Origin of the sequence: Pseudomonas sp. AO-1, assembly GCF_019775695.1 — a bacterium.
In the GTDB taxonomy this organism is placed as follows: domain Bacteria; phylum Pseudomonadota; class Gammaproteobacteria; order Pseudomonadales; family Pseudomonadaceae; genus Aquipseudomonas; species Aquipseudomonas parakoreensis.
Map to the genome: position 1 here is coordinate 4444895 of NZ_CP079947.1, position 22888 is coordinate 4467782.

Consider the following 22888-nt stretch of genomic DNA (forward strand, 5'->3'; position numbering starts at 1 on the left):
TTCATGGATATCGGGATGATTCGCGGCCTGGGCACCGTTGTCGTGATGGTGGCCTTCATCGGTTTGGCGTTGTGGGTGTTCAGCCCCAAGCGCAAGTCGGAGTTTGAAGACGCAACCTTGCTGCCTTTTGCGGATGATCCCGAAGCCATCAAGCACGTCGAGCAAGCTTCTAGGAGTAACAAAGAATGACTACATTCTGGAGTCTGTACGTCACAGTCCTCAGTCTCGGTACGATCTTTTCCCTGACCTGGCTGCTGCTGTCGACCCGCAAGGGCCAGCGCAGCGAGCAGACGGAAGAGACCGTGGGCCACTCCTTCGACGGGATCGAGGAGTACGACAACCCACTGCCGAAATGGTGGTTCATGCTGTTCGTGGGCACCATCGTGTTCGCTCTCGGTTATCTGGTGCTGTACCCGGGTCTGGGCAACTGGAAAGGCTTGTTGCCGGGCTACAACTACCTCGATAACGACAAGCAGACCGCGTTCGCCAACGGCCAGACCGGCTGGACCGGCGTGCACGAGTGGGAAAAGGAAATGGCCCGCTCGGACGCCAAGTTCGGTCCGATCTTCGCCAAGTTCGCGGCGATGCCAATCGAGGAAGTCGCCAAGGATCCACAAGCACTGAAGATGGGCGGTCGCCTGTTCGCCTCCAACTGCTCGGTGTGCCACGGCTCCGACGCCAAAGGCGCCTATGGCTTCCCGAACCTGACCGACGCCGACTGGCGCTGGGGCGGCGAGCCGGAAACCATCAAGACCACCATCATGGGCGGTCGTCACGCGGTGATGCCGGCCTGGGCCGACGTCATTGGCGAGCAAGGCGTCGCCGACGTCGCAGCCTTCGTGGTCACTCAACTTGATGGCCGCAAACTGCCGGAAGGCACCAAGGCTGACCCGGCCAACGGCCAGAAACTGTTCGCCGCCAACTGCGTGGCCTGCCACGGACCGGAAGGCAAAGGCACCCCGGCGATGGGTGCACCGAATCTGACCCACCCGGCCGCGTTCATCTACGGTTCGAGCTTCGCCCAACTGCAGCAGACCATCCGTTACGGCCGTCAGGGCCAGATGCCTGCGCAGGAACAACTGCAAGGCAACGATAAGGTGCACTTGCTGGCGGCGTATGTTTACAGCCTGTCTCACGGTGACAAACCCGCTGAAGCCGAGGCCCAATAAGGCCTAACGCCTGACGCAAAATAAAGCCCCCACCAGTGTTCTGGCGGGGGCTTTTTTATGGGCGACTGGCCCAGATCGATTTCACCGGCACTGTGGCCACCGGTTGACGATGGCGCCACTGATTACCCTCGACCAGACTCACCTCAAGTTGTTTGCGGTCTTTGGAAAAGCTGGCCGTCAGGTACGTCTGTTGAGAGGCCGCACCGCTGAGGAACATCGGCACACTGCCCATGTAGGTCTGGCTGCCACCCTCGCCATGGTAATGACCAGCAAATATCGCCGTCACCTGATACTTTTCAAGCATTTCGCGAAAGCGCTTCTGTTGCTCCCAACTGCCTGCCCAGTCATAGGGTTTGTGCATATTGATAATGATCGCGTAGCCCTGCGCTCGCGCTATTCGCAAATCATTTTCCAGCCAGTCCAGTGACTGTTTGATGTCGAACGAGGTCGGATTCAGCGCATGGGAAATCTTCACCTGGTAAGTCGGCTCATTATTCAACTGCACCAGATGTACTTCACCAATATTCTTTGAATACGCCAGACTGCCGAGATAGTGCTTATTCAAAAAGCTGCCACTCACTTCAAGATCAAACTTATCGACTTTACCCTCGTGATGATCACGATAATCGACAATACTGCCCGCCGCGCAACTCTCACTGAAACAGTCATTCACGTTGTTCTGGTAATCATGATTACCCAGCCCATAGAGAAATTGATCGCCAAAGTGTTTGTTCAGCATCGTCTTCATGAAGGAGCGCTGCCAGCCATGGCCGAACGCAGTGATGTCGCCGTTGATCATCAACGGCACGGCGGCCTGGCCGCCCATTTCGTTGCGAAACTGCGCAATACTCGCAAACTGGCTCTCGACCAGCCATTTCGAGCGTTTTTCAAAGTCCGCGCTCGGCTCATCTTCACCACTGTCCGATTTTTCCGTCCACGGGTATTGCGGGTCCGAGGCAAATACCATGTGCAGCGGAACACCTTCATTGGCACTGGCGAAATAACTCAGCGATAACAGGCACAGACAAGCGAAAAGCTCTTTAACTTCCTTGATTTTCATAACACTCCATTATTCCGTTAACTTTCAAAACACGAACATGCAACTAGCATGCTGCAGAACAGACACCAAACTATTCGAAATCAATAAAAAATTAAAAGCTTTCAATTAACTAATGATATTTCTACGGCATGGACATAGCCGTTGAAATTAATACTTTGAGACACATGCCTGATGGACTCGTTTCAGCTTGCTCTGTAGGGTCTGCCAAAGGCCCGGTGACCCGCATCGGAGCCACTTCAAGGATGAAGCCGCTATGTTGAATGACGACAAAACCTGTCTCCTGGTTGATCAGCCTCTTACTGAATCTGATCTTCCAACCGAATCATCGGAAAAAACCGTGGAAACCATTACCGCGACATTCGACAGTCCGTCACAACCCGATTCCAAAAGCACCACAAAACGCCATCGAAATACCGGCAGTCTCGATAGCCTGGGCGGCGGCAGGCTGCCCTGAGTCTTGAAGCCACGTCAGTATCAACCTGAGCCGGCCTGCGCCTTGTGCGAGGTTGGCTCGACTAATGCCAGCCACGGACCGACCAACGGACCGCTGAGTCCTGTCTTCCTCGATTGCCGCCCCCAAGGCGAAGTAGTAACGTTGCTACATCTGTATGCGAGAGGTCAACCATGATGGCAATCACCACCATCTCCAGCCGTGAATTCAACCAGGACACCAGCAGCGCCAAAAAGGCTGCGCGTCTGGGTCCAGTGATCATCACCGACCGTGGCAAGGCCTCTCATGTCCTTTTGAGCATTGAGGAATATCAGAAACTGAGCGGCGCAAACACAAGCATTGTCGATTGGTTGGTCATGCCGGAGGCTGCCGACATCGATTTCGAAACCGAGCGCGCAGTCATCATTCATCGTCCCGTGGACCTGTCCTGATGTATTTACTCGACACCCATGTGATTTCCGAACTTCGCAAGCCGCAAGCCGATGCCAATGTGGTCAGTTGGGCCAAAGGCGTCATCGCCCCGCGTCTGTACATTTCCGCCATTACTCTGAAAGAACTGGAAACCGGAGTCCTGCGAATGGAACGGCGCGATCCTGCTCAAGGAAAGCTGTTGCGCAGTTGGCTGACGCGTCACGTCATGCCCGCATTCGAAGCCCGAATCCTGCCGGTTGATGCTGCAGTAGCGCTGCGTTGTGCCAGCCTGCATGTGCCCGACCAGGCCAATGAAAGCGATGCATTGATCGCTGCCACGGCCCTGGTGCATGGACTCACGGTGGTCACGCGCAATGTCGATGATTTCCGCTCGAGCGGCGTCGCCCTGATCAACCCATGGGAGCAATGAATTAGCTGCCACTGCAAAACCGTCCATACTCAACAAGTCAATTGATCTGCATCAGGCTTTGCTGCATTCGCTACACCAATAATGCTTTTTTCCCAACGCGACCAAAGGTCGCACCCTTGAATTAGAGCGACAGGCGTATCATTGCGCCACTGCAACACCCCTTTCTGACCGCGGTCGGCACGTATCGACCGAGGCATTTGTCCACTGCCGTGGGATGCAATGATGAGCAACCAGATTCCGGTACACGACGTCACACCGCCGAGCAAAAACGCGAACAACAGCGTCGACCTTTACGCCTCTCGAGAAAAAATCTACACCCGTGCTTTCACTGGCCTGTTCCGCAATCTGCGGATGATGGGCGGCGCTGCGCTGTTTCTGTTGTATTTCGGTACGGTGTGGCTGAACTGGGGCGGGCATCAGGCGGTGTGGTGGAACCTGCCGGAACGCAAGTTCTTCATCTTTGGTGCGACCTTCTGGCCGCAGGACTTCATCCTGCTGTCTGGCCTGCTGATCATTGCCGCGTTCGGTCTGTTCTTCATCACCGTTTACGCCGGCCGCGTCTGGTGCGGCTACACCTGTCCGCAAAGCGTGTGGACGTGGATTTTCATGTGGTGCGAGAAAGTCACCGAAGGCGACCGCAACCAGCGGATCAAGCTCGATAAAGCGCCGATGAGCGGCAACAAGTTCCTGCGCAAGCTCGCCAAGCATTCATTGTGGCTGCTGATCGGCTTCGTCACCGGCATGACCTTCGTCGGCTACTTCTCGCCAATCCGCGAACTGGTGATCGAGTTCTTCACCGGCCAGGCCGATGGCTGGTCGTATTTCTGGGTCGGTTTCTTCACCCTCGCCACCTACGGCAACGCCGGCTGGCTGCGCGAGCAGGTGTGCATCTACATGTGCCCCTATGCACGTTTCCAGAGCGTGATGTTCGACAAGGACACCCTGATCGTGTCCTACGACCCGCGTCGCGGCGAAAGCCGTGGCCCGCGCAAGAAAGGCGTCGATTACAAGGCTATGGGCCTGGGCGATTGCATTGACTGCACCATGTGCGTCCAGGTGTGCCCGACCGGTATCGACATCCGTGACGGCCTGCAGATCGAGTGCATCGGTTGCGCCGCGTGCATCGACGCCTGCGACGCGATCATGGACAAAATGGACTACCCGCGCGGCCTCATCAGCTACACCACCGAACACAACCTGTCCGGCCAGAAAACCCATAAACTGCGGCCACGCCTGATCGGCTATGCCGTGGTGCTGCTGGCGATGATCAGCCTGCTGGTGACGGCGTTCTTCATGCGCTCGCTGGTCGGCTTCGACGTCAGCAAGGACCGCGTGCTGTACCGCGAGAACGCCGAAGGCCGGATCGAAAACGTCTACAGCCTGAAGATCATGAACAAGGATCAGCGCGACCACACCTACGTGCTGGAGGCCGTCGGCCTGCCGGATCTGCGCCTGCAAGGCAAACGCGAGATCAAGGTCCCGGCCGGCGAAATCTTCAGCATGCCGGTGGAGTTGTCGAGCGCACCGGAACAATTGCCGTCGAGCACCAACGAGGTGAAATTCATCCTCAAGGACGCCGACGACGACAGCGTCCACGTTGAAGCCAAGAGCCGATTCATCGGCCCACAAACCCGTTGAGAGAACTGAACATGCCCGCCGCAAACGCCGCAAGCCCTTGGTACAAGCACCTCTGGCCATGGATCATCATCGGAATCCTGGCCTGCTCGGTGACGTTGACCCTGTCAATGGTGACCATTGCGGTGAACAACCCGGACAACCTGGTCAACGACAACTACTACGAGGCCGGCAAAGGCATCAACCGCTCGCTGGACCGTGAACTGTTGGCGCAGGAGTTGAAGATGCGCGCCAACGTCCATCTGGATGAACTCACCGGCGAAGTCGACCTGCGCCTGAGCGGTGACAGCCAGCCGAAAACCCTGGAACTGAACCTGATCTCGCCGACCCAGCCGGAGAAGGATCGCAAGATTGTCCTGACCCGCAGCGAAACCGAAGCCGGCCGTTACATCGGCCAGTTGGGCGACAAGGTCGAAGGTCGGCGTTTTGTCGAATTGCTGGGCACTCAGGACGACCACGTGTGGCGCATGTTCGAAGAAGAACAGGTCAGCCATGACAAGGATCTGCTGCTCGGTGACGAACCGCTGCAGGGCGCTGAAGACCAGAAGAAGTAAACCGAACCCTGTAGGAGCTGCCGCAGGCTGCGATCTTTTGATCTTGCTTTCAAAAACAAAATCAAAAGATCGCAGCCTGCGGCAGCTCCTACAAGGATGGTGTTGATTCAGCAGTATTAGCGAATATTCGATGACCACCCCACTCCCCTGCTACCACTGCGCCCTGCCCGTTCCGTCGGGCAGTCGCTTCACCGCCGTCGTGCTCGGGGAGTCCCGCGAGTTCTGCTGCCCCGGCTGTCAGGCCGTGGCCGAAGCCATCGTCGCCGGTGGTCTGGAAAGCTATTACCAGCATCGCAGCGAAGCCTCGGCCAACCCCGAAGCCTTGCCGGTGCAATTGACCGATGAACTGGCGCTGTACGACCGCGCCGACGTGCAAAAACCCTTCGTCCGTCACGCAGGCGAACTCGCCGAAACCACGCTGTTGATGGAAGGCATCAGTTGCGCAGCCTGCGGCTGGCTGATCGAGAAACACCTGCGCAGCCTGCCGGCAGTGGCCGAGGCACGACTGAATCTGTCCAACCATCGCCTGCATGTGCAATGGGCCGACGCGCAATTGCCGCTGAGCCAGATCCTCGCCGAGCTGCGCCACATCGGTTACGTCGCCCACCCGTATCAGGCTGACCGCGCCAGCGAGCAACTGGCCAGCGAAAATCGCCTCGCGTTGCGCCAGCTCGGCGTCGCCGGATTGCTGTGGTTTCAGGCAATGATGGCGACCATGGCCACCTGGCCGGAATTCAACATCGACCTCAGCCCCGAATTGCACACGATCCTGCGCTGGGTAGCGCTATTTCTCACAACACCGATCGTGTTCTACAGCTGCGCGCCGTTCTTCAAGGGCGCGATGCGCGATCTGCGCACCCGCCACCTGACCATGGACGTCTCGGTGTCGCTGGCCATCGGTAGCGCCTACATCGCCGGGATCTGGACCTCGATCACCGGCGTCGGTGAGCTGTATTTCGATGCGGTCGGGATGTTTGCGCTGTTCCTGCTCGCCGGGCGTTATCTGGAACGCCGTGCCCGCGAACGCACCGCCGCTGCCACTGCGCAGCTTGTAAACCTGCTGCCGGCCTCGTGTCTGCGTCTCGACACCGACGGCCAGAGCGAACGCATCCTGCTCAGCGAACTGCGCCTGGGTGACCGGGTGCTGGTGCAACCGGGTTCGATCCTGCCAGCGGATGGCAAGATTCTCGATGGCCAGTCAAGCATCGACGAATCGCTGCTGACCGGCGAATACCTGCCGCAACCGCGCACGCTGGGCGATGCGGTCACCGCGGGCACGCTGAATGTCGAAGGCGCGCTCACCGTCGAGGTACTGGCGCTGGGTCAGGACACGCGCCTGTCGGCCATCGTCCGCCTGCTCGATCGCGCCCAGGCGGAAAAACCGCGCCTGGCGGAAATCGCCGACCGCGCGGCGCAGTGGTTCTTGCTGTTGTCGCTGATTGCGGCGGCGGCCATCGGCCTGTTGTGGTGGGAACTGGATGCGTCGCGGGCGTTCTGGATCGTCCTGGCGATGCTGGTCGCGACCTGCCCTTGCGCGCTGTCGCTGGCAACCCCGACGGCGTTGACCGCCGCCACCGGCACCCTGCACAAACTCGGCCTGTTGCTGACGCGCGGGCATGTGCTGGAAGGCCTGAACCAGATCGACACGGTGATCTTCGACAAGACCGGCACACTCACCGAAGGCCGCCTGGTCCTGCGCTCGATTCACCCGCTGGGCACACTCAGCAGCGACCAGTGCCTGAGCCTTGCCGCCGCCCTGGAAAACCGTTCGGAACACCCGATTGCCCGCGCCTTCGGTCGTGCGCCACTGGCCGCTGAAGATGTGCACAGCACGCCGGGACTCGGTCTCGAAGGACGGGTAGGTACACAGCGCTTGCGCATTGGTCAGGCGGAGTTTGTCTGCGCCCTCAGCGGTTCGCCACTGCCGGCGATGCCGGATGAGCCGGGTCAGTGGCTGCTGCTCGGTGATCACACGGCAGCGCTGGCGTGGTTCGTCCTCGACGATCGCCTGCGCGACGATGCGCCCGCCCTGCTCGCCGCCTGCAAGGCGCGTGGCTGGCGCACATTGCTGCTGTCCGGCGACAGCTCGCCGATGGTCGCCAGCGTTGCCACCGAATTGGGTATCGACGAGGCCCGTGGCGGTCTACGCCCGGATGACAAACTGCATGTGCTGCAACAGCTGCATCAACAAGGACGCAAGGTGTTGATGCTCGGTGACGGGGTCAACGACGTGCCGGTGCTGGCCGCTGCCGACATCAGCGTGGCCATGGGTTCGGCCACCGATCTGGCGAAAACCAGTGCCGACGCGGTGCTGCTGTCCAACCGCCTCGATGCGCTGGTGCACGCCTTCACGTTAGCGCGCAGAACCCGTCGGGTAATCATCGAGAACCTGCTGTGGGCGGCGCTGTACAATGGCCTCATGTTGCCGTTCGCCGCCCTCGGCTGGATCACCCCGGTGTGGGCCGCCGTCGGCATGTCGATCAGTTCGTTGACCGTGGTGCTCAACGCCCTGCGCCTGACTCGCCTGCCGAGCGCGCCGGTTGTCGGCACCCGTTCAGAAACCCGCCCGTTGCCGGCTTGAGCCGTGCGGGCCTGGAGTACCGATGCCAGCTCTTTACGTGATGATCCCCGCCGCCCTGCTGATCGTGGCCATCGCTGTGTACATCTTCTTCTGGGCGGTGGACAGCGGTCAGTACGACGACCTTGATGGCCCGGCGCACAGCATCCTGTTCGATGATCAGGACCCGAACCACACCGCCGCCGTCGACGAAGCCAAATCCGACCAGCCGCAGGACAAGGCGCCACCCCATGCTTGAGCTGGTGCCTCTCCTGGTTTCCGCGCTGATCCTTGGCCTGCTCGGTGGCGGGCATTGCCTGGGCATGTGCGGCGGCCTGATGGGCGCGCTGACCTTGGCGATTCCCAAGGAACAGCGCAGCCGGCGCTTTCGTCTGCTGCTGGCGTACAACCTCGGACGGATCCTCAGTTACGCGACGGCCGGTTTGCTGATCGGGCTGGCTGGCTGGGCGGTGGCGAACAGTCCGGCGGCGATGTTCATGCGTATTCTCGCCGGGTTGCTGCTGGTTGCCATGGGCCTGTATCTGGCCGGCTGGTGGAGCGGCCTGACCCGTATCGAAAGCCTCGGCCGTGGCTTGTGGCGTTACATTCAGCCGGTGGCCAACCGCTTGCTGCCGGTGTCGAGTTTGCCCCGCGCCCTGCTGCTCGGCGCACTGTGGGGCTGGCTGCCGTGCGGACTGGTTTACAGCACGCTGCTGTGGTCGGCGAGCCAGGGCAATGCGCTGGACAGTGGGTTGTTGATGCTGGCGTTCGGGCTGGGCACTTGGCCGGTGCTACTCGCCACCGGACTGGCTGCCGAGCGGGTGACGGCGTTGCTGCGTAAACGCAGTGTGCGCGTGGCCGGTGGCTTGCTGGTGATTCTGTTCGGGATCTGGACCCTTCCTGGCCCCCACCAACATTGGCTGATGGGTCACTGATCCGATCAAAGCCCTGAGAAGATCCATTGTGGTGAGGGGATTTATCCCCGATGGTGTGCGAAGCGCCCCTGCATTCTTCCATTCATACATTGCAAACAGGTTTACGACTGCTTCGCAGTCGATCGGGGATAAATCCCCTCACCACAAAGCAATCACTACCAATCCGCCGTTGATGCAAATCAAGAGCCCCGTCGCCGCACCCCGATAGACTCGCCACACTGCCAGCCTATCCGGGGGAATGCCCGCATGCTCGACGCCATTCGTTGGGACACTGATCTGATCCGCCGCTACGACCTGGCGGGGCCGCGCTACACCTCGTATCCGACCGCCGTGCAATTCAACAGCCAGGTCGGCACCTTCGACCTGTTTCACGCCCTGCGCGAAAGTCGCAAGGCGCTGCGCCCATTGTCGCTGTATGTGCATGTGCCGTTCTGCGCGAATATTTGCTACTACTGCGCCTGCAACAAGGTCATCACCAAGGATCGCGGGCGGGCACAGCCGTATCTGCAACGCCTGGAACAGGAAATCCAGTTGATTGCCTGTCACCTGGAACCGGCACAGAAAGTCGAGCAGTTGCACTTCGGCGGCGGCACCCCGACCTTCCTCAGCCATGACGAGCTGCGGCAGTTGATGGCGCACCTGCGCAAACACTTCAATCTGCTGGATGATGACTCCGGCGACTACGGCATCGAGATCGACCCGCGCGAGGCCGACTGGTCGACCATGGGCCTGCTGCGTGAACTGGGTTTCAACCGGGTCAGCATCGGCCTGCAAGACCTCGATCCGGCGGTGCAACGGGCGGTCAATCGCCTGCAGAGCCTGGAAGAAACCCGTGCAGTGATCGACGCGGCGCGCACCCTGCAATTTCGCTCGATCAACATCGACCTGATCTACGGCCTGCCGAAGCAGACCCCGGAAAATTTCGCGCGGACCGTCGAGGAAGTCATCAGCCTGCAACCGGACCGGCTCTCGGTATTCAACTATGCGCACCTGCCGGAGCGCTTCATGCCACAGCGGCGGATCAACAGCCACGAGCTGCCAAGCCCTGCGCAAAAACTGCAAATGCTCCAGCGCACCATCGAACAACTGACCGCCGCCGGTTATCGCTACATCGGCATGGATCACTTCGCCCTGCCCGACGATGAGTTGGCGATTGCCCAGGAAGAACAGACCCTGCAGCGCAACTTCCAGGGCTACACCACTCACGGCCATTGCGACTTGATTGGTCTGGGGGTGTCGGCGATCAGTCAGATCGGCGATCTCTACTGCCAGAACAACAGCGATCTGAACCAGTACCAGAACACCCTCGCCGCCGCGCAACTGGCGACCAGCCGGGGCTTGGTGTGCAATGCCGACGATCGCCTGCGACGCGCGGTGATCCAGCAACTGATCTGCAATTTCAGCCTGGAATTCGCCGAAATCGAGCAAGCGTTCAACATTGATTTTCAGGGTTATTTCGGCGCGCTGTGGCCGCAACTGCAGGGCATGGCCAACGACGGGCTGATCAAGCTGGAGCGCGAGCGCATCGAAGTGTTGCCGGCCGGACGCCTGCTGGTGCGTTCGGTGTGCATGGTGTTCGACGCGTACCTGGAACAACAGAACCGCCAGCGCTTCTCGCGGGTGATCTGAAACGTCCTGCTCATGAAACCGATGTATCGCGAATGCCCCGTGTCTTTGTTTGCCCTGCGGCCTTATGCCCGCAGGGCAATCTCGCCCCAGACTGGCCTGAATGTCCTCCCGTGGGTTACCCTTACGGCTTATGTGTGTTTTCCCACAAGGATTTAAGAAATGTCCGAGCCAGTCAAACTGCGCGCTCACAACCAGGCCCATTGCAAGGATTGCAGCCTGGCCCCTCTCTGCCTGCCACTTTCTCTGAATCTGGAAGACATGGATGCGCTGGACGAAATCGTTAAACGTGGTCGCCCGTTGAAAAAGGGTGAGTTCCTGTTCCGCCAGGGTGACACCTTCGATTCCGTTTATGCAGTACGCTCCGGCGCCCTGAAGACCTTCAGCCTGAGCGACACCGGCGAAGAACAGCTCACCGGTTTCCACCTGCCGAGCGAACTGGTCGGCCTGTCCGGGATGGACACCGAGAAACATCCGGTGTCGGCCCAGGCCCTGGAAACCACCTCGGTCTGTGAAATCCCTTTCGAACGCCTCGATGAACTGGCCCTGCAACTGCCGCAGCTGCGCCGGCAACTGATGCGGGTGATGAGCCGCGAGATCCGTGACGACCAGCAAATGATGCTGTTGCTGTCGAAGAAAACCGCCGACGAGCGCATCGCCACGTTCCTGGTCAACCTGTCGGCCCGCTTCCGCGCTCGGGGTTTCTCGGCCAACCAGTTCCGCCTGAGCATGTCGCGCAACGAAATCGGCAATTACCTGGGCCTGGCGGTGGAAACCGTGTCGCGGGTGTTCACGCGCTTCCAGCAGAACGAACTGATCGCCGCCGAGGGCAAGGAGATCCACATCCTCGACCCGATCCAGCTCTGCGCCCTGGCCGGCGGCTCGCTCGAAGGCTGATCTCGATCCGCGGTTGAGCGAAGCGTTTCAGCCGCGGGTATACTGCGCCGTTTGCAGCCCTGCCAGGACACCTCGACGATGGTCTTCGACTCCTTCGACATCAAATCCCTGATCCGCCCCGTGATCGACTTCCCGAAACCGGGCGTGATCTTTCGCGACATCACCCCGCTGTTCCAGTCGCCCAAGGCCCTGCGCCTGGTGATGGACAGCTTCGCCCACCGCTATGTGGAAGCCGACTTCACCCACATCGGCGCGATGGATGCGCGCGGCTTCCTGATCGGTTCGGTGCTGGCCTACCAGTTGAACAAGCCGCTGGTGCTGTTCCGCAAGCAGGGCAAACTGCCGGCGGACGTGTTGGCCGAAGGTTACGCGACCGAATACGGCGAAGCGTTCCTCGAAGTCCACGCCGACAGCCTGTGCGAAGGTGATTCGGTGGTGATGTTCGATGACCTGATTGCCACCGGTGGCACGCTGATCGCAGCCGCCAACCTGATCCGCCGCATGGGCGCGCGGGTGCATGAGGCGGCGGCGATCATTGATCTGCCGGAGCTGGGCGGTTCGCAGCGTCTGGAAGATATGGGCATCCCTACCTTCTGCCTGACGCAGTTTGCTTTGACCGATAAATAGTAAAGATCAAAAGATCGCAGCCTTCGGCAGCTCCTACAAGGGATGTGCGTTTCCCTGTAGGAGCTGCCGAAGGCTGCGATCTTTTGCTTTTAAAGCCCCATCTGCTTGCTGATGATCTCGTTCATCACCTCCCGCGTCCCGCCGCCGATCGACAGAATGCGATTATCCCGATACAACCGCTCTACCAGACTCTCGCGCATGAAACCCAGGCCACCAAGAATCTGCACCGCCTCGCTGGTGATCCGGTCCGAGGTGTCCGTGGCGACGTTCTTGGCCATGGAAATCTCCTTGATCACGCTCTGCCCCGCCGCCATTTTCGCCGCTTGCCGAGAGGTGAACTCGCGCGATACTTCCAGCGCCGTGGCCATTTCGGCCAACCGATGTTTGATCACCTGAAACTTGCCGATCGGCTTGCCGAATGCTTCACGCTCGCGCGCCCATTTCAGCGCTTCTTCGAGCGCGAGCTGCGAGGTCATGTTGGCCATCAGCGCCAGCGCCAGCCGTTCGCTCTGGAAATTGCCCATGATGCAGGCGAAGCCCATGTTCTCGGCGCCGATCAGATTGCCCACAGGCACCCTGCAATCGTCGAAGAACAGCTCAGCGGTGTCCGAGGCCCACCAGCCCATTTTTTTCAACTGGCGGCCGACGGTGAAGCCGGGGGTGCCCTTCTCGATCAACAGCAGGCTGATGCCGCCGAAACCCGGCGCTCCGGTGCGCACGGCGACGGTATAGAAGTCGGCGCGTACGCCACTGGTAATGAAGGTCTTGCTGCCGCTGACCCGATAAACGTCACCGTCACGCACGGCGCGGGTCTGCAGGTTGGCGACGTCGGAACCACCGCCGGGTTCGGTAATCGCCAACGCACTGATTTTCTCGCCGCTGAGCACTTGCGGCACGACACGCTCGCGCACCTCGGGCCGGGCCCATTTGACGATCGGTGGCAGGCCGATATCCAGCGAGCCGAGGCCGGCAACCAGACCACCGGAACCGCAGCGCATCAGTTCTTCGCTGGCGGCAACCTTGGCGAACAGATCACCTTCGTGGCTGCCACCCAGCGCTTCGGGAAAACCGATGCCAAGAATCCCCGCCGCCCCGGCCTTCAGGTACAGCTCACGGGGAAAGCCTTCGGCTTCTTCCCACGCATCGACGTCCGGCAGGATCTCGCGCTCGACGAAACGTCTGACGCTGTCGCGGACCATTTGGTGGCTGGGGTCGAAGTATTCCTGGAAGGCAGGCATCGGCGAACTCCATCGAAGGGTTGGCCGACGTTAACCGAGCGCTTGCTTGGTTTTCAACACAATTGTGTGAATCAGCCAAATCGAGGTGCGCCCATCGCTGGCAAGCCAGCTCCCACAGGTTTCTTTAGTGTGCACAACATTTGTGAACGACCGAAATCACTGTGGGAGCTGGCTTGCCAGCGATGGGGCCAGATCAGGCGATACACCTGTCAGAGGGAAATCGGTTTACGCCCTGCAAACGAATGCGCCAGCGTCCCGCCATCCACCAACTCCAGCTCACCACCCAGCGGCACACCGTGGGCAATCCGCGAGGCGATCAGCCCTTTGTTGGCCAGAAGCTGGGCGATGTAATGCGCGGTCGCCTCACCTTCCACCGTCGGGTTGGTGGCGAGGATGACTTCGGTAAAGGTGCCGGCCTCTTCAATGCGCGCCATCAACTGCGGAATACCGATGGCTTCCGGCCCCAGACCGTCGAGCGGCGACAGGTGGCCCTTGAGCACGAAGTAGCGTCCACGGAAACCGGTCTGCTCCACCGCATACACGTCCATCGGCCCTTCCACCACGCACAGCAGCGTGTCGTCGCGGCGCGTGTCGGCGCATTGCGGGCACAGATCGTCTTCAGTCAGCGTGCGGCACTGACGGCAGTGACCCACCCCTTCCATGGCCTGGCTCAAGGCCTGGGCCAGGCGCGTGCCGCCGCTGCGGTCACGTTCGAGCAACTGCAACGCCATGCGCTGGGCGGTTTTCTGACCCACGCCGGGCAAGGTGCGCAGGGCGTCGATCAGTTGGCGAATCAAAGGGCTGAAGCTCATGGGTAAAAAGTCCGACAAAACAACGAGACGCGGTTTATACCCGCGCCTCCGGCCAGCGTCAAATGCTCAGTCCTGGGCAACCTTCACCACCAGTTTGCCGAAGTTGCGTCCCTCCAGCAGACCGATAAACGCCTCGGGTGCCTGCTCCAGACCTTCCACCACGTCTTCGCGGAATTTGACCTTGCCGTCGCGCACCCACGGCACCATGTGGCTGATGAATTCCGGCTGACGGTCGCCGTAGTCATCAAACACGATGAAGCCCTGAATCCGCACACGCTTGGTCAGCAACGTACGCTGCAGCATTGGCAGACGATCCGGGCCCTGCGGCACCTCAGTGGCGTTGTAACCGGCGATCAGCCCGCACAGTGGAATGCGCGCCTTGGGATTGAGCAGCGGCACCACCGCATCGAACACATGCCCGCCCACGTTTTCATAATAGATATCGATGCCGTTCGGGCAGGCTTTGGCCAGTTGCTCGGCAAAGTCCGGCGCCTTGTGATCGATGCAGGCATCGAAACCCAGTTCCTCGACCACGTATTTGCATTTGTCGGCACCACCGGCCACACCCACGGCGCGCAGGCCTTTGATCTTTGCCACTTGACCAACCACCGAGCCGACGGCGCCGGACGCAGCAGCCACGACAAGCGTTTCACCTTCTTTCGGCTGACCGATGTCGATCAGCCCCATGTACGCAGTCATACCCGGCATGCCCAACACGCCAAGCGCCATCGACGGACTCGGCAGGCCGGACGGGATCGGCATGATGTTGCGCCCATCGCTGATGCTGTGGCTCTGCCAGCCGGTGAGGCCGACCACCAGATCGCCTTGGTGGAATTTCGGATGACGCGAATCCTCGACTCGGCTGACAGCACCACCGGTCATCACTTCACCGATTTGTACCGGCGCGGCGTAGGACGGTGCGTCACTCATGCGTCCGCGCATGTAAGGGTCCAGCGACAGGTACAGGGTTTTCAGCAGCACCTGGCCGTCTTCGAGATCCGGCAACGCTTCGCGCTCCAGACGGAAGTTTTCCGGGGTCGGCGCACCGACCGGGCGCGAGGCGAGCACAAAGCGTTGATTGAGAGTCAGAGGGTCGGACATGTCAGCGTCTCCTGTGAATGATGAATTCGAGGGTATAGGGAGCAGACCTTGGTGGCATCACAGCGTTCGATGTTTCTACTAGACGCCTGTGGCGAGGGAGCTTGCTCCCGCTGGAGTGCGAAGCGCTCCCCCTGCTTTATTTCAGGTATACCGGGTTTTCAGGGTTTACGACGACTTCGTCGCCGAGCGGGAGCAAGCTCCCTCGCCACAAACGAATACCGAACGCCCCAGAAACGGAAACAAAAATGCCAGGCGCGATGCCTGGCATTTTGTGTAGCTCATCCAAATCGCGATGGCGAATCAGAATGGCAGTTTCATACCTGCTGGCAGGTTCATGCCGGCGGTCATGCTGCCCATTTTTTCCTGGCTGTTGGCTTCGATCTTGCGCACGGCATCGTTGACGGCGGCGGCGACCACGGCTTCGAGCATTTCCTTGTCGTCTTCGCTCAGGCCTTCAACCAGGCTTGGGTCGATGCTGACACTTTTCACGTCGTGACGACCGGTCATGACCACGGTGACCATATCGCCACCGGCCTTGCCGGTGACTTCGGCGTTGGCCAGTTCTTCCTGCATCTTGGCCATTTTTTCCTGCATCTGCTGCGCCTGCTTCATCAGGCCGGCCATGCCACCTTTCATCATGGGAATCACCTCAAAAGTACTTGGATCAAAACAGCGCCCGGCGCTTAACGCCGAACGCCCTCAGTTATTAGCCTTGGGCGACCAAGGCATCGACAGGTTCAATAGTATCGTGTCGCACGACCGCACCGAACTGCTGGACCATCTGCTGGATGAACGGATCACCGTGGATCGATTCCTCCGCCTCGCGCTGACGGTTGGCCCGACGCCGCGAAGCAGCCTGCGCCGGGGTTTCCTGCTCGGGCTTGATCAGCTCGATGGTCAGGCTCAGCGTGCGACCGTGGAACTGGTTCAACGCGTCGTTCAGGCGCCGCTGTTGCGTGGCGTTGAACAGTGCGCTGTGCGCCGGGTCCAGGTGCATCAGCCAATGGTCGCCATCGACCGCAATCAGCGTGCAGTTGGCGGCAATGCTGCCGGTCATGCCGGAGATCGGCAGTTGCGGGAACAGCTCCAGCCATTGCAACGCCAGACCGGTGGCTGGCGCGGCGGCAGGCTCCGGCTCGGGTTCCGGGGCTGGCTCGGCGGTGTGCTCGCTGGCCAGGTCGTCGAGGTAGCTGTAGGCCGAATCCATGTCCGGCTCGATGTAGTCTTCGTCCAGCGGCGGTTCGTCGTCGAGGTCCATGCCCGGCGTGGCGGCATCGACGTCGGCGACCGACGGCTCGGGAATCGGCGCAGCGGCCCACTCCGGCGCGTCCGGCACCACGCTGTCCGGGGTCGGCAGCGGCATCGGCGGCAATTCGGGCTGCTCGCTGGCGGTTTCCAGTACCGGCTCGACGGCCGGTTGCTGCACAGGTGCGGGTTCCGGCTCAGGTTCGACCGGATCGTTCCACGGCAGATCGACCACCGCTTCGGCGACTGGCTCTGGCTCTGGTTCTGCTTCCGGCGCAGGTGCCGGCGCGGCGGTCACCACAGGCGCTGCCTCCGGAACCGGCGCAGCAACCGCCGCTGGCGTTGGCGCAACGGCCGCAGCGACTACCGGCGCAGGCTTGGGCGCGGCAGCCACGGAGTTTGCGGAATCAACTGTGGCCTGGCTGATCCCCACTGGCTTTAGCGGTTGCCTCGGGGCGTCCGCGGTGTCTGCGGGCCGGAAGGCCAGCATCCGCAGCAGCACCATCTCGAAACCGCCACGCGGGTCCGGCGCCAGCGGCAAGTCGCGGCGGCCGATCAGGCCCATCTGGTAATAGAACTGCACGTCTTCGGCCGGCAGCGCCTGAGCCAAAGCCAATACGCGGTCACGGTCGCCATGGCCGTTATCGACACCTTCAGGCAAGGCCTGGGCGATGGCGACACGGTGCAACACGTTGAGAATTTCCGAGAGCACGCCATTCCAGTCCGGGCCTTGCTCGGCCAGGTGGCGCACGGCTTCGAGCAACGCCTTGGCGTCGCCTTCGATCAGTGCGTGCAGCACGTCGAAGACCTGGCCGTGATCCAGCGTGCCGAGCATCGCCCGCACATCGGCGGCCAATACCTTGCCTTCACCGAAGGCGATGGCCTGGTCGGTCAGGCTCATGGCGTCACGCATCGAGCCGTCAGCGGCGCGGCCCAGCAGCCACAGCGCGTCGTCTTCGAACGGCACGTTTTCGGCGCCCAAGACGTGGGTCAGATGCTCGACCACGCGCTCGGGCGTCATGTTCTTCAGCGAGAACTGCAGGCAACGCGACAAAATCGTTGCCGGAAGTTTCTGCGGGTCCGTGGTCGCGAGGATGAACTTGACGTACGGCGGCGGCTCTTCAAGGGTTTTCAGCAGCGCATTGAAGGAATGGCTGGAGAGCATGTGCACTTCGTCGATCAGGTAGACCTTGAAGCGCCCACGGCTCGGCGCGTACTGCACATTATCGAGCAGCTCGCGGGTGTCCTCGACCTTGGTCCGGCTCGCGGCGTCGATCTCGATCAGGTCGACGAAGCGCCCTTCATCGATCTCGCGGCACACCGAACACTCGCCGCAGGGGCTGGAAGTGATACCTGTCTCACAGTTCAGGCATTTGGCAATGATCCGCGCAATGGTGGTCTTGCCGACCCCGCGGGTACCGGTGAACAGGTACGCGTGGTGCAGCCGCTGGCTGTCCAAGGCATTGATCAGAGCCTTGAGCACATGGGTCTGGCCGACCATTTCGCGGAACGAGCGCGGACGCCATTTACGTGCAAGAACCTGATAACTCATCGAAAACCGTCGCAACGAAGGAAGCTGAAGCGGCTAATGCTAGCGGAGCAAGGGCAAAATTGCATCCGGTGTGCTCGTCTAATCTGGCTAAGCTGCTGTTGGCGAGGAAATTTCGCTCGTGGTCGGGACTCATCGGAGCATTTATGCGTTGGGCCTTGGGAGCTTTGTTGGGGATCAGTCTGAGCGTGAACGCCGCCGAACCGCCGCTGCGCTTCGTCGTGGCCGACAGCTGGGCGATGCCCATGGTGCAGATCGACCATGGCCGCCCGACCCAGGGCATCCTCCACGACATCATGCTCAGCCTGGCGACACAGGTCGGCGTACCCGCCGAATTCCATGTGCTGCCGCGCGCCCGGGTGCAGAACGCCATGGAACACGGTGAAGTCGACGTGCGCTGCTATGCCGCACAATCATGGTTGCCGAATCAGTCCGGAGACTACATCTGGAGCCTCCCGCTGCTGTTTCAGCGCGATCTGCTGATCAGCCGCGACAATCAACCGCTCCACGTCGATCCCGCCCGCCTTCCCCGGCAATCGATCGGCACCGTGCTCGGCTACACCTACCCGACTCTGCAGCCGCTGTTCGACGCCGACCACCTGCAACGCGACGACGCGCGCAATCAGGAACAAGTGCTGGAAAAACTCCTGGCCGGGCGTTATCGCTATGCGGTGAGCAATCAATGGACACTGGACTGGTTCAATCAGCGCCTGCTGCCCACGCAGCAACTGCAGGGGGTGGCGGTGCTGCAGGAACAGCATGTCGGCTGCTATGTGAGGAATGACCCGCAGGTGCCGGTGCAGCGGATCCTGCGCACGCTGCTGCGGATGAAAATGTCGGGAGAGATTGATGACATCATCCGGCTGTATACCGGATCCTCGGAAACCACCCCATAACCCCTTTTTGGGGGGGACATTTCCCACAGAGAATTATTCAGTAACCGTGCGACTCACGGAATTTCTGGTAGTCGTGAAACTCGATCCACTCGACCACATCGTACGGCAGATAAAGCTGCTGCCGGGCGCGGGAGATGGCGATGTACACGGCGCAGATCCGCTGATCGAACGCGTAGGCGTCCTTGAACTGCACGTTGGTCAGCAGCTCGGGCGTCAGTAGAACGCGGTCGAACTCCATGCCGCCCGCCTCCTGGGCCTGCATCAACAGGCAGCTTTTGCCGGGGCTGCCGATCATCCGGTTGAGCCGGGTCAGGTCAGCCACCTTGAAGCCCTTCTCCAGCTCGGCCTCGACCCACAGAAACGCCTCGTCGTACTGGTTGGCCTCGCACACCTGCTGCCACTTCGGCACGTCGCTGAAATAGCGATGCGGGCCCTTCTCGCTGTGCGTGGAACTGTAGTAATCGACCTTGAACAACTCGATGGCGCTGGTCATGAAGTGTTCGAGGTCGCGCTGCGCTTTCATGTCGGCAAAGCTGAACGGGCAATTGGCATCGTGCAGCTGCATCGCCCACTTCATGGTGTCCCAAGGGGACGCCGTCAGCACCACGCAACCTTCGGGCGGGACAAAGCCCTGCGGATAAAACTCGATGCCGACGTCAGCTTCACGCGCGCCTTCGAACGGCACCTTGCTCTTTTCCGAGTGCCGGGAAATCAGCGGATTGACCAGACGCTCGACGTTGCGCCCCGAACGCACTGAATAAGTGATATCGCTCTGGCGCACTTCACGCTTTCTTTTCACCAGATCACGCTCGGCGTGCTGATACTCATCGCCCAGCGTGATCAGAACCTGCCGGCCGCGCTCGATAATCTGCAGCAGCGACGCAGGAATGTCCTGGCTCTCGTCGATCAGCACGTGGGTATACCGCGGCGGCACCACACAGCCCGCGAGGCTTGCCCGCTTGATCAGCAACAAGGCTTCGAAGCCGCTCTGCCGGCCCCACGCCGGGTTGGCCTCAAGGTAAGTCCAGACGCGGCTCGAATACTCCAGCAACACCTTGGACTCAAGGCTGGACAGCGACAGCTTGAAATGCGGCAGATGATGCGCCGACAGGCTGTAGTCCCGGGAATGGCAATAGCGCTCGAGGGTTTCCAGACAGACGCTCAGGGTGCGTTGCGCATCGTGCTCGCGAAAGCCCAGGATGTTCAGCGCCTGCGCCAGACTCTGTTTGCTCGCAACTCGGCCGGCGGCGCTTGCGGGCGGCAGCTTGCGCCCATAAATCAGCCCGCGCGCGAACGCTTCAAAGGTGATGCCGGGTTTACGATCACCGGTAACGCCCATGCGCTGGCACAGGGTCGCAAGTTTTTCCGGGGTGCGTGCCAGCAACAGGGTTTTCCCGGGGTCCAGGCACTCGGTCAAGGCACCGACCAAGTGGCTCTTGCCGATCCCGGCATAGCCTTGGACGTGCAGGTCTTCATCGAGGTTGGCGCGGAAGGTTCTGACCAGTTTGTCTTGCGCGGCGCTGAGCCAGCGCTCGCGGTGTGCCGGGCTGATCATCTGCTGGCTGAACGGATTGTTAGCCGCGTGGTGGCGCGTTTTGAACTCATCATCCCACTTGCCATCGGGCAGCAGGTAATCCTGCGCCGACACCTCGTCAGCCAACAGCAAACGCAGATTCAATCCCCTGATGGCGTTCAGGCCGAAATACAGCTGACGCGGATCGAACAGGCGTTGCGCCTCGGACAGCAGCCCTGTCCGGCCATCGACCGCCCACGCAATCAGTCGCGCCAGCACCTTCTCCGCCGCAGCGGCAGTGAGATCCTTCTTGGCGGCCTGGGCCAGATTCTGGATGACCAGCACGGCGGCGAGCTGCGCATCTGTCAGCGTGTCGAGGATTGTCACGCCATCGGGCTGCAAGAGGTTCGCGCAGGTCTCGTCCGTCACGGGCAAATAAACGGCGGTGGATAAATCGTGATGTTCCGGGTGCATACAACCTCGTAGCCAGGGCGCGAACTTGTCAACGACGCGCGCAGCAAGACGGTGGAGTATGCCACTGTTCAACCTTGGTGGCTGAACAGGCATCGGGGCGGCTGCCTTCGCGAGCAGGCTCGCTCCTACAGGGGGCTGGCGTGATAGCTCAAATCGCAGGCATAAAAAAACCGCAGTGGGCGAAACCCATGCAGTTCTGTTGAAGCGTTCTTTGTTCGTTAAGGTGGTAACCCCACCAGCCACACCCCGGCACACAATGTTCCCGCTGTGGCTGCTTCCTTCCGGATCTGACCAGGTTCACGGGTAATCGTTGCGGGGGGACCGATGGGGTCACCATAACGACACTCACCTGTCGGCGAGCCGCGCCATTGTACCTATCTGAGATGAAGTTACAACCGTTGGTTTCAGATAAAAAATATGAACGTGTTCAAGGACATGCACTGAGCCTGAAAAGATCCCAGCCTGCGGCAGCTCCTACAGGGTCAGCACCTCATCCGCCTTGCCGCCCGCCTGCTGGATCACCAGATGGATGAAGTGCAGCTTGGCAATCGCCGCCGCCGGCAACACGAACGGGTAGAAATCCGGCTGGCCCATGCTGCGTGACAGCTCGTTGAGCATGCCCGCCAGTTCGATCCACGCATTGACGAACGACAGGAACGCCGCGCCGCCGGGGTGCTCCGGGTCATACAGCGTGCTCGGTGGAAACGGCTGATAGTCGAAGTCCATTTCCCGCGCACTCATGCCGAAACCCAGTGCAGTGTCCACCGCGTCCATCATGTGCAGGTAATGCGCCCAGGTCTCGGCCCAGTCTTCCCACGGGTGCATGGTCGCGTAGGCGCTGACGTAATGTTGCGGCCAGTCCAACGGTGCACCCTGTTGATAGTGACGGTCGAGCGCTTCGGCGTAACTGGCGCGCTCGTCGCCGAACAGGTTGCGGAAGGCTTCGAGCCACGGGCCGTTGGCGATCAGACGATCCCAGTAATAATGCCCGACCTCATGCCGGAAATGCCCGAGCAGCGTGCGATAAGGTTCATGCATCGCCGCCCGCACCTGCTCGCGGTGGGCGTCGTCGGCCTCTTTGATGTCGAGGGTGATCAAGCCGTTGGCGTGGCCGGTCATTGGCGCGTTGCCTTCGAGGTCGACGCCGATGAAATCAAAGGCCAGGCCGCGCTCTTCATCCACGGTTTTCGGGATGACCGGCAGCCCGAGGGTGATCAGTTGCGCCACCAGCCGGCGTTTAGCGATTTCGACTTTGCGCCAGCGCTCAGGGTTTTCCGGCACCGAGAGGTCGGGGATGGTGCGATTGAGGCTGCAGGCGACGCACAGGCTGTCGCGGCCGTTATCCGGCAGCAGCCAATTGCAGGCGGCGGGGGTGTCGAGATTGGCGCAGCGACGAAACAATCCGGCGTCGGGATCGGCATCGAGTGTCCAGCTACCGTCCTGCGGCCCGGGCTGCAGCGAGGTCAGGCGACTTGCTTCAGGCTGATAGCCGAGCATGGCGCTGCAAGCCAGGCACTGGCTGTTGCGAAAGAACAGCGACTGGCCGCAGCGGCACGGCCAGATTTTGCTGTTGCGTGAAGATTCGCCCATGAACGGCGCGACGATGCGAGAACTGAGCTGCTCGAAAAAGCGGTACATGGCGATCTCTCCCTGGGGCTTGCCAAGACTAGATCATCCTCGTGCGCTGATCGTTCCCACGCTTTGTGTG

General features: G+C 60.8%; 22 protein-coding genes and 1 other RNA gene. 14 read left to right on the top strand and 9 right to left on the bottom strand.

Features of this window, described 5'->3' with window-relative positions:
- The first annotated feature begins 3 nt into the window (after positions 1–3).
- The gene (locus KVQ82_RS20110; protein WP_003175465.1) at positions 4–189 is read left to right on the top strand and encodes a CcoQ/FixQ family Cbb3-type cytochrome c oxidase assembly chaperone; all 186 of its coding nucleotides are present in this window, start codon (positions 4–6) and stop codon (positions 187–189) included.
- Positions 186–1169: a cytochrome-c oxidase, cbb3-type subunit III gene (ccoP, locus tag KVQ82_RS20115; RefSeq protein ID WP_041067842.1), complete on the top strand. Its 984-nt coding sequence runs from the start codon at positions 186–188 to the stop codon at positions 1167–1169. The genes KVQ82_RS20110 and ccoP overlap by 4 nt, the downstream gene beginning before the upstream one ends.
- A 55-nt stretch (positions 1170–1224) precedes the next feature.
- Here the strand turns inward: ccoP and KVQ82_RS20120 are convergent, their stop codons facing one another.
- On the bottom strand, positions 1225–2229 hold the full coding sequence (locus tag KVQ82_RS20120; RefSeq protein WP_108182180.1) for a metallophosphoesterase: 1005 nt from the start codon (positions 2227–2229) through the stop codon (positions 1225–1227).
- Between the two features lie 253 nt (positions 2230–2482).
- On the opposite strand from KVQ82_RS20120, the gene KVQ82_RS20125 reads away from it, so the two are divergent.
- The 11 genes from KVQ82_RS20125 (at position 2483) to KVQ82_RS20175 (ending at position 12352) form a co-directional block, all read left to right on the top strand.
- Positions 2483–2683 carry a hypothetical protein gene (locus tag KVQ82_RS20125; RefSeq protein ID WP_108182179.1) on the top strand — a complete coding sequence of 67 codons (201 nt, stop codon included), beginning with the start codon at positions 2483–2485 and terminating at the stop codon, positions 2681–2683.
- A 173-nt stretch (positions 2684–2856) separates the two neighbouring features.
- Complete coding sequence (locus KVQ82_RS20130; RefSeq protein WP_041067899.1) at positions 2857–3111, top strand: type II toxin-antitoxin system Phd/YefM family antitoxin; 255 nt, start codon at positions 2857–2859, stop codon at positions 3109–3111.
- Positions 3111–3521 carry a type II toxin-antitoxin system VapC family toxin gene (locus KVQ82_RS20135; protein ID WP_222015429.1) on the top strand — a complete coding sequence of 137 codons (411 nt, stop codon included), beginning with the start codon at positions 3111–3113 and terminating at the stop codon, positions 3519–3521. Before KVQ82_RS20130 ends, KVQ82_RS20135 begins: the two co-directional genes overlap by 1 nt.
- Before the next feature lie 222 nt (positions 3522–3743).
- On the top strand, positions 3744–5159 hold the full coding sequence (ccoG, locus tag KVQ82_RS20140; protein ID WP_222015430.1) for a cytochrome c oxidase accessory protein CcoG: 1416 nt from the start codon (positions 3744–3746) through the stop codon (positions 5157–5159).
- A gap of 11 nt (positions 5160–5170) precedes the next feature.
- Entirely contained in the window at positions 5171–5710 is a 540-nt protein-coding gene (locus tag KVQ82_RS20145; RefSeq protein WP_108182177.1) for a FixH family protein, read from the top strand.
- Positions 5711–5840: 130 nt separating this feature from the next.
- A complete protein-coding gene (locus KVQ82_RS20150) occupies positions 5841–8291 on the top strand; it encodes a heavy metal translocating P-type ATPase (protein ID WP_222015431.1) in 2451 nt (816 codons plus the stop codon).
- A 22-nt stretch (positions 8292–8313) separates the two neighbouring features.
- Positions 8314–8526 (top strand): cbb3-type cytochrome oxidase assembly protein CcoS, encoded by a 213-nt coding sequence (gene ccoS, locus KVQ82_RS20155; RefSeq protein WP_041067822.1) that lies wholly within the window; start codon positions 8314–8316, stop codon positions 8524–8526.
- Positions 8519–9202, top strand: coding sequence for a sulfite exporter TauE/SafE family protein (locus tag KVQ82_RS20160; RefSeq protein WP_222015432.1), 684 nt, complete (start codon positions 8519–8521; stop codon positions 9200–9202). Before ccoS ends, KVQ82_RS20160 begins: the two co-directional genes overlap by 8 nt.
- Before the next feature lie 246 nt (positions 9203–9448).
- A complete protein-coding gene (hemN, locus tag KVQ82_RS20165; protein WP_041067816.1) occupies positions 9449–10831 on the top strand; it encodes an oxygen-independent coproporphyrinogen III oxidase in 1383 nt (460 codons plus the stop codon).
- Positions 10832–10990: 159 nt separating this feature from the next.
- On the top strand, positions 10991–11725 hold the full coding sequence (fnr, locus tag KVQ82_RS20170; protein ID WP_025110355.1) for a fumarate/nitrate reduction transcriptional regulator Fnr: 735 nt from the start codon (positions 10991–10993) through the stop codon (positions 11723–11725).
- A gap of 78 nt (positions 11726–11803) precedes the next feature.
- Positions 11804–12352 carry an adenine phosphoribosyltransferase gene (locus KVQ82_RS20175; RefSeq protein ID WP_003223345.1) on the top strand — a complete coding sequence of 183 codons (549 nt, stop codon included), beginning with the start codon at positions 11804–11806 and terminating at the stop codon, positions 12350–12352.
- An 89-nt stretch (positions 12353–12441) separates the two neighbouring features.
- On the opposite strand, the gene KVQ82_RS20180 is transcribed toward KVQ82_RS20175, so the two are convergent.
- The 5 genes from KVQ82_RS20180 to dnaX form a co-directional block, all read right to left on the bottom strand.
- Positions 12442–13590 carry an acyl-CoA dehydrogenase family protein gene (locus tag KVQ82_RS20180; RefSeq protein ID WP_222015433.1) on the bottom strand — a complete coding sequence of 383 codons (1149 nt, stop codon included), beginning with the start codon at positions 13588–13590 and terminating at the stop codon, positions 12442–12444.
- Between the two features lie 209 nt (positions 13591–13799).
- Positions 13800–14402: a recombination mediator RecR gene (recR, locus tag KVQ82_RS20185; RefSeq protein ID WP_007965550.1), complete on the bottom strand. Its 603-nt coding sequence runs from the start codon at positions 14400–14402 to the stop codon at positions 13800–13802.
- Positions 14403–14468: 66 nt separating this feature from the next.
- A complete protein-coding gene (locus tag KVQ82_RS20190; protein ID WP_041067808.1) occupies positions 14469–15503 on the bottom strand; it encodes an NADP-dependent oxidoreductase in 1035 nt (344 codons plus the stop codon).
- A gap of 300 nt (positions 15504–15803) precedes the next feature.
- Positions 15804–16142 (bottom strand): YbaB/EbfC family nucleoid-associated protein, encoded by a 339-nt coding sequence (locus KVQ82_RS20195; RefSeq protein WP_003223337.1) that lies wholly within the window; start codon positions 16140–16142, stop codon positions 15804–15806.
- Between the two features lie 67 nt (positions 16143–16209).
- Positions 16210–18300 carry a DNA polymerase III subunit gamma/tau gene (gene dnaX, locus KVQ82_RS20200; protein WP_222015435.1) on the bottom strand — a complete coding sequence of 697 codons (2091 nt, stop codon included), beginning with the start codon at positions 18298–18300 and terminating at the stop codon, positions 16210–16212.
- Between the two features lie 143 nt (positions 18301–18443).
- Between dnaX and KVQ82_RS20205 the strand changes: the two genes are divergently transcribed.
- Positions 18444–19193 carry an ABC transporter substrate-binding protein gene (locus tag KVQ82_RS20205; RefSeq protein WP_198759855.1) on the top strand — a complete coding sequence of 250 codons (750 nt, stop codon included), beginning with the start codon at positions 18444–18446 and terminating at the stop codon, positions 19191–19193.
- A 37-nt stretch (positions 19194–19230) separates the two neighbouring features.
- On the opposite strand, the gene KVQ82_RS20210 is transcribed toward KVQ82_RS20205, so the two are convergent.
- From KVQ82_RS20210 to KVQ82_RS20220, 3 genes are all read right to left on the bottom strand, one after another.
- On the bottom strand, positions 19231–21180 hold the full coding sequence (locus tag KVQ82_RS20210) for a hypothetical protein (protein ID WP_222015438.1): 1950 nt from the start codon (positions 21178–21180) through the stop codon (positions 19231–19233).
- Between the two features lie 230 nt (positions 21181–21410).
- Positions 21411–21507: signal recognition particle sRNA small type (ffs, locus tag KVQ82_RS20215), an RNA gene on the bottom strand.
- A 147-nt stretch (positions 21508–21654) separates the two neighbouring features.
- Entirely contained in the window at positions 21655–22818 is a 1164-nt protein-coding gene (locus KVQ82_RS20220) for a putative zinc-binding metallopeptidase (protein WP_047293062.1), read from the bottom strand.
- Positions 22819–22888: the final 70 nt, after the last annotated feature.

Coding starts and splice junctions, on each gene's coding strand:
- KVQ82_RS20180 (WP_222015433.1), bottom strand. CDS start 13,590: ATGCCTGCCTTCCAGGAATACTTCGACCCCAGCCACCAAATGGTCCGC.
- KVQ82_RS20120 (WP_108182180.1), bottom strand. CDS start 2,229: ATGAAAATCAAGGAAGTTAAAGAGCTTTTCGCTTGTCTGTGCCTGTTA.
- dnaX (WP_222015435.1), bottom strand. CDS start 18,300: ATGAGTTATCAGGTTCTTGCACGTAAATGGCGTCCGCGCTCGTTCCGC.
- ccoG (WP_222015430.1), top strand. CDS start 3,744: ATGAGCAACCAGATTCCGGTACACGACGTCACACCGCCGAGCAAAAAC.
- KVQ82_RS20175 (WP_003223345.1), top strand. CDS start 11,804: ATGGTCTTCGACTCCTTCGACATCAAATCCCTGATCCGCCCCGTGATC.
- KVQ82_RS20150 (WP_222015431.1), top strand. CDS start 5,841: ATGACCACCCCACTCCCCTGCTACCACTGCGCCCTGCCCGTTCCGTCG.
- KVQ82_RS20205 (WP_198759855.1), top strand. CDS start 18,444: ATGCGTTGGGCCTTGGGAGCTTTGTTGGGGATCAGTCTGAGCGTGAAC.
- ccoS (WP_041067822.1), top strand. CDS start 8,314: ATGCCAGCTCTTTACGTGATGATCCCCGCCGCCCTGCTGATCGTGGCC.
- KVQ82_RS20220 (WP_047293062.1), bottom strand. CDS start 22,818: ATGTACCGCTTTTTCGAGCAGCTCAGTTCTCGCATCGTCGCGCCGTTC.
- KVQ82_RS20130 (WP_041067899.1), top strand. CDS start 2,857: ATGGCAATCACCACCATCTCCAGCCGTGAATTCAACCAGGACACCAGC.
- fnr (WP_025110355.1), top strand. CDS start 10,991: ATGTCCGAGCCAGTCAAACTGCGCGCTCACAACCAGGCCCATTGCAAG.
- KVQ82_RS20210 (WP_222015438.1), bottom strand. CDS start 21,180: ATGCACCCGGAACATCACGATTTATCCACCGCCGTTTATTTGCCCGTG.
- KVQ82_RS20125 (WP_108182179.1), top strand. CDS start 2,483: ATGTTGAATGACGACAAAACCTGTCTCCTGGTTGATCAGCCTCTTACT.
- KVQ82_RS20135 (WP_222015429.1), top strand. CDS start 3,111: ATGTATTTACTCGACACCCATGTGATTTCCGAACTTCGCAAGCCGCAA.
- KVQ82_RS20110 (WP_003175465.1), top strand. CDS start 4: ATGGATATCGGGATGATTCGCGGCCTGGGCACCGTTGTCGTGATGGTG.
- ccoP (WP_041067842.1), top strand. CDS start 186: ATGACTACATTCTGGAGTCTGTACGTCACAGTCCTCAGTCTCGGTACG.
- recR (WP_007965550.1), bottom strand. CDS start 14,402: ATGAGCTTCAGCCCTTTGATTCGCCAACTGATCGACGCCCTGCGCACC.
- KVQ82_RS20190 (WP_041067808.1), bottom strand. CDS start 15,503: ATGTCCGACCCTCTGACTCTCAATCAACGCTTTGTGCTCGCCTCGCGC.
- KVQ82_RS20195 (WP_003223337.1), bottom strand. CDS start 16,142: ATGATGAAAGGTGGCATGGCCGGCCTGATGAAGCAGGCGCAGCAGATG.
- hemN (WP_041067816.1), top strand. CDS start 9,449: ATGCTCGACGCCATTCGTTGGGACACTGATCTGATCCGCCGCTACGAC.
- KVQ82_RS20145 (WP_108182177.1), top strand. CDS start 5,171: ATGCCCGCCGCAAACGCCGCAAGCCCTTGGTACAAGCACCTCTGGCCA.
- KVQ82_RS20160 (WP_222015432.1), top strand. CDS start 8,519: ATGCTTGAGCTGGTGCCTCTCCTGGTTTCCGCGCTGATCCTTGGCCTG.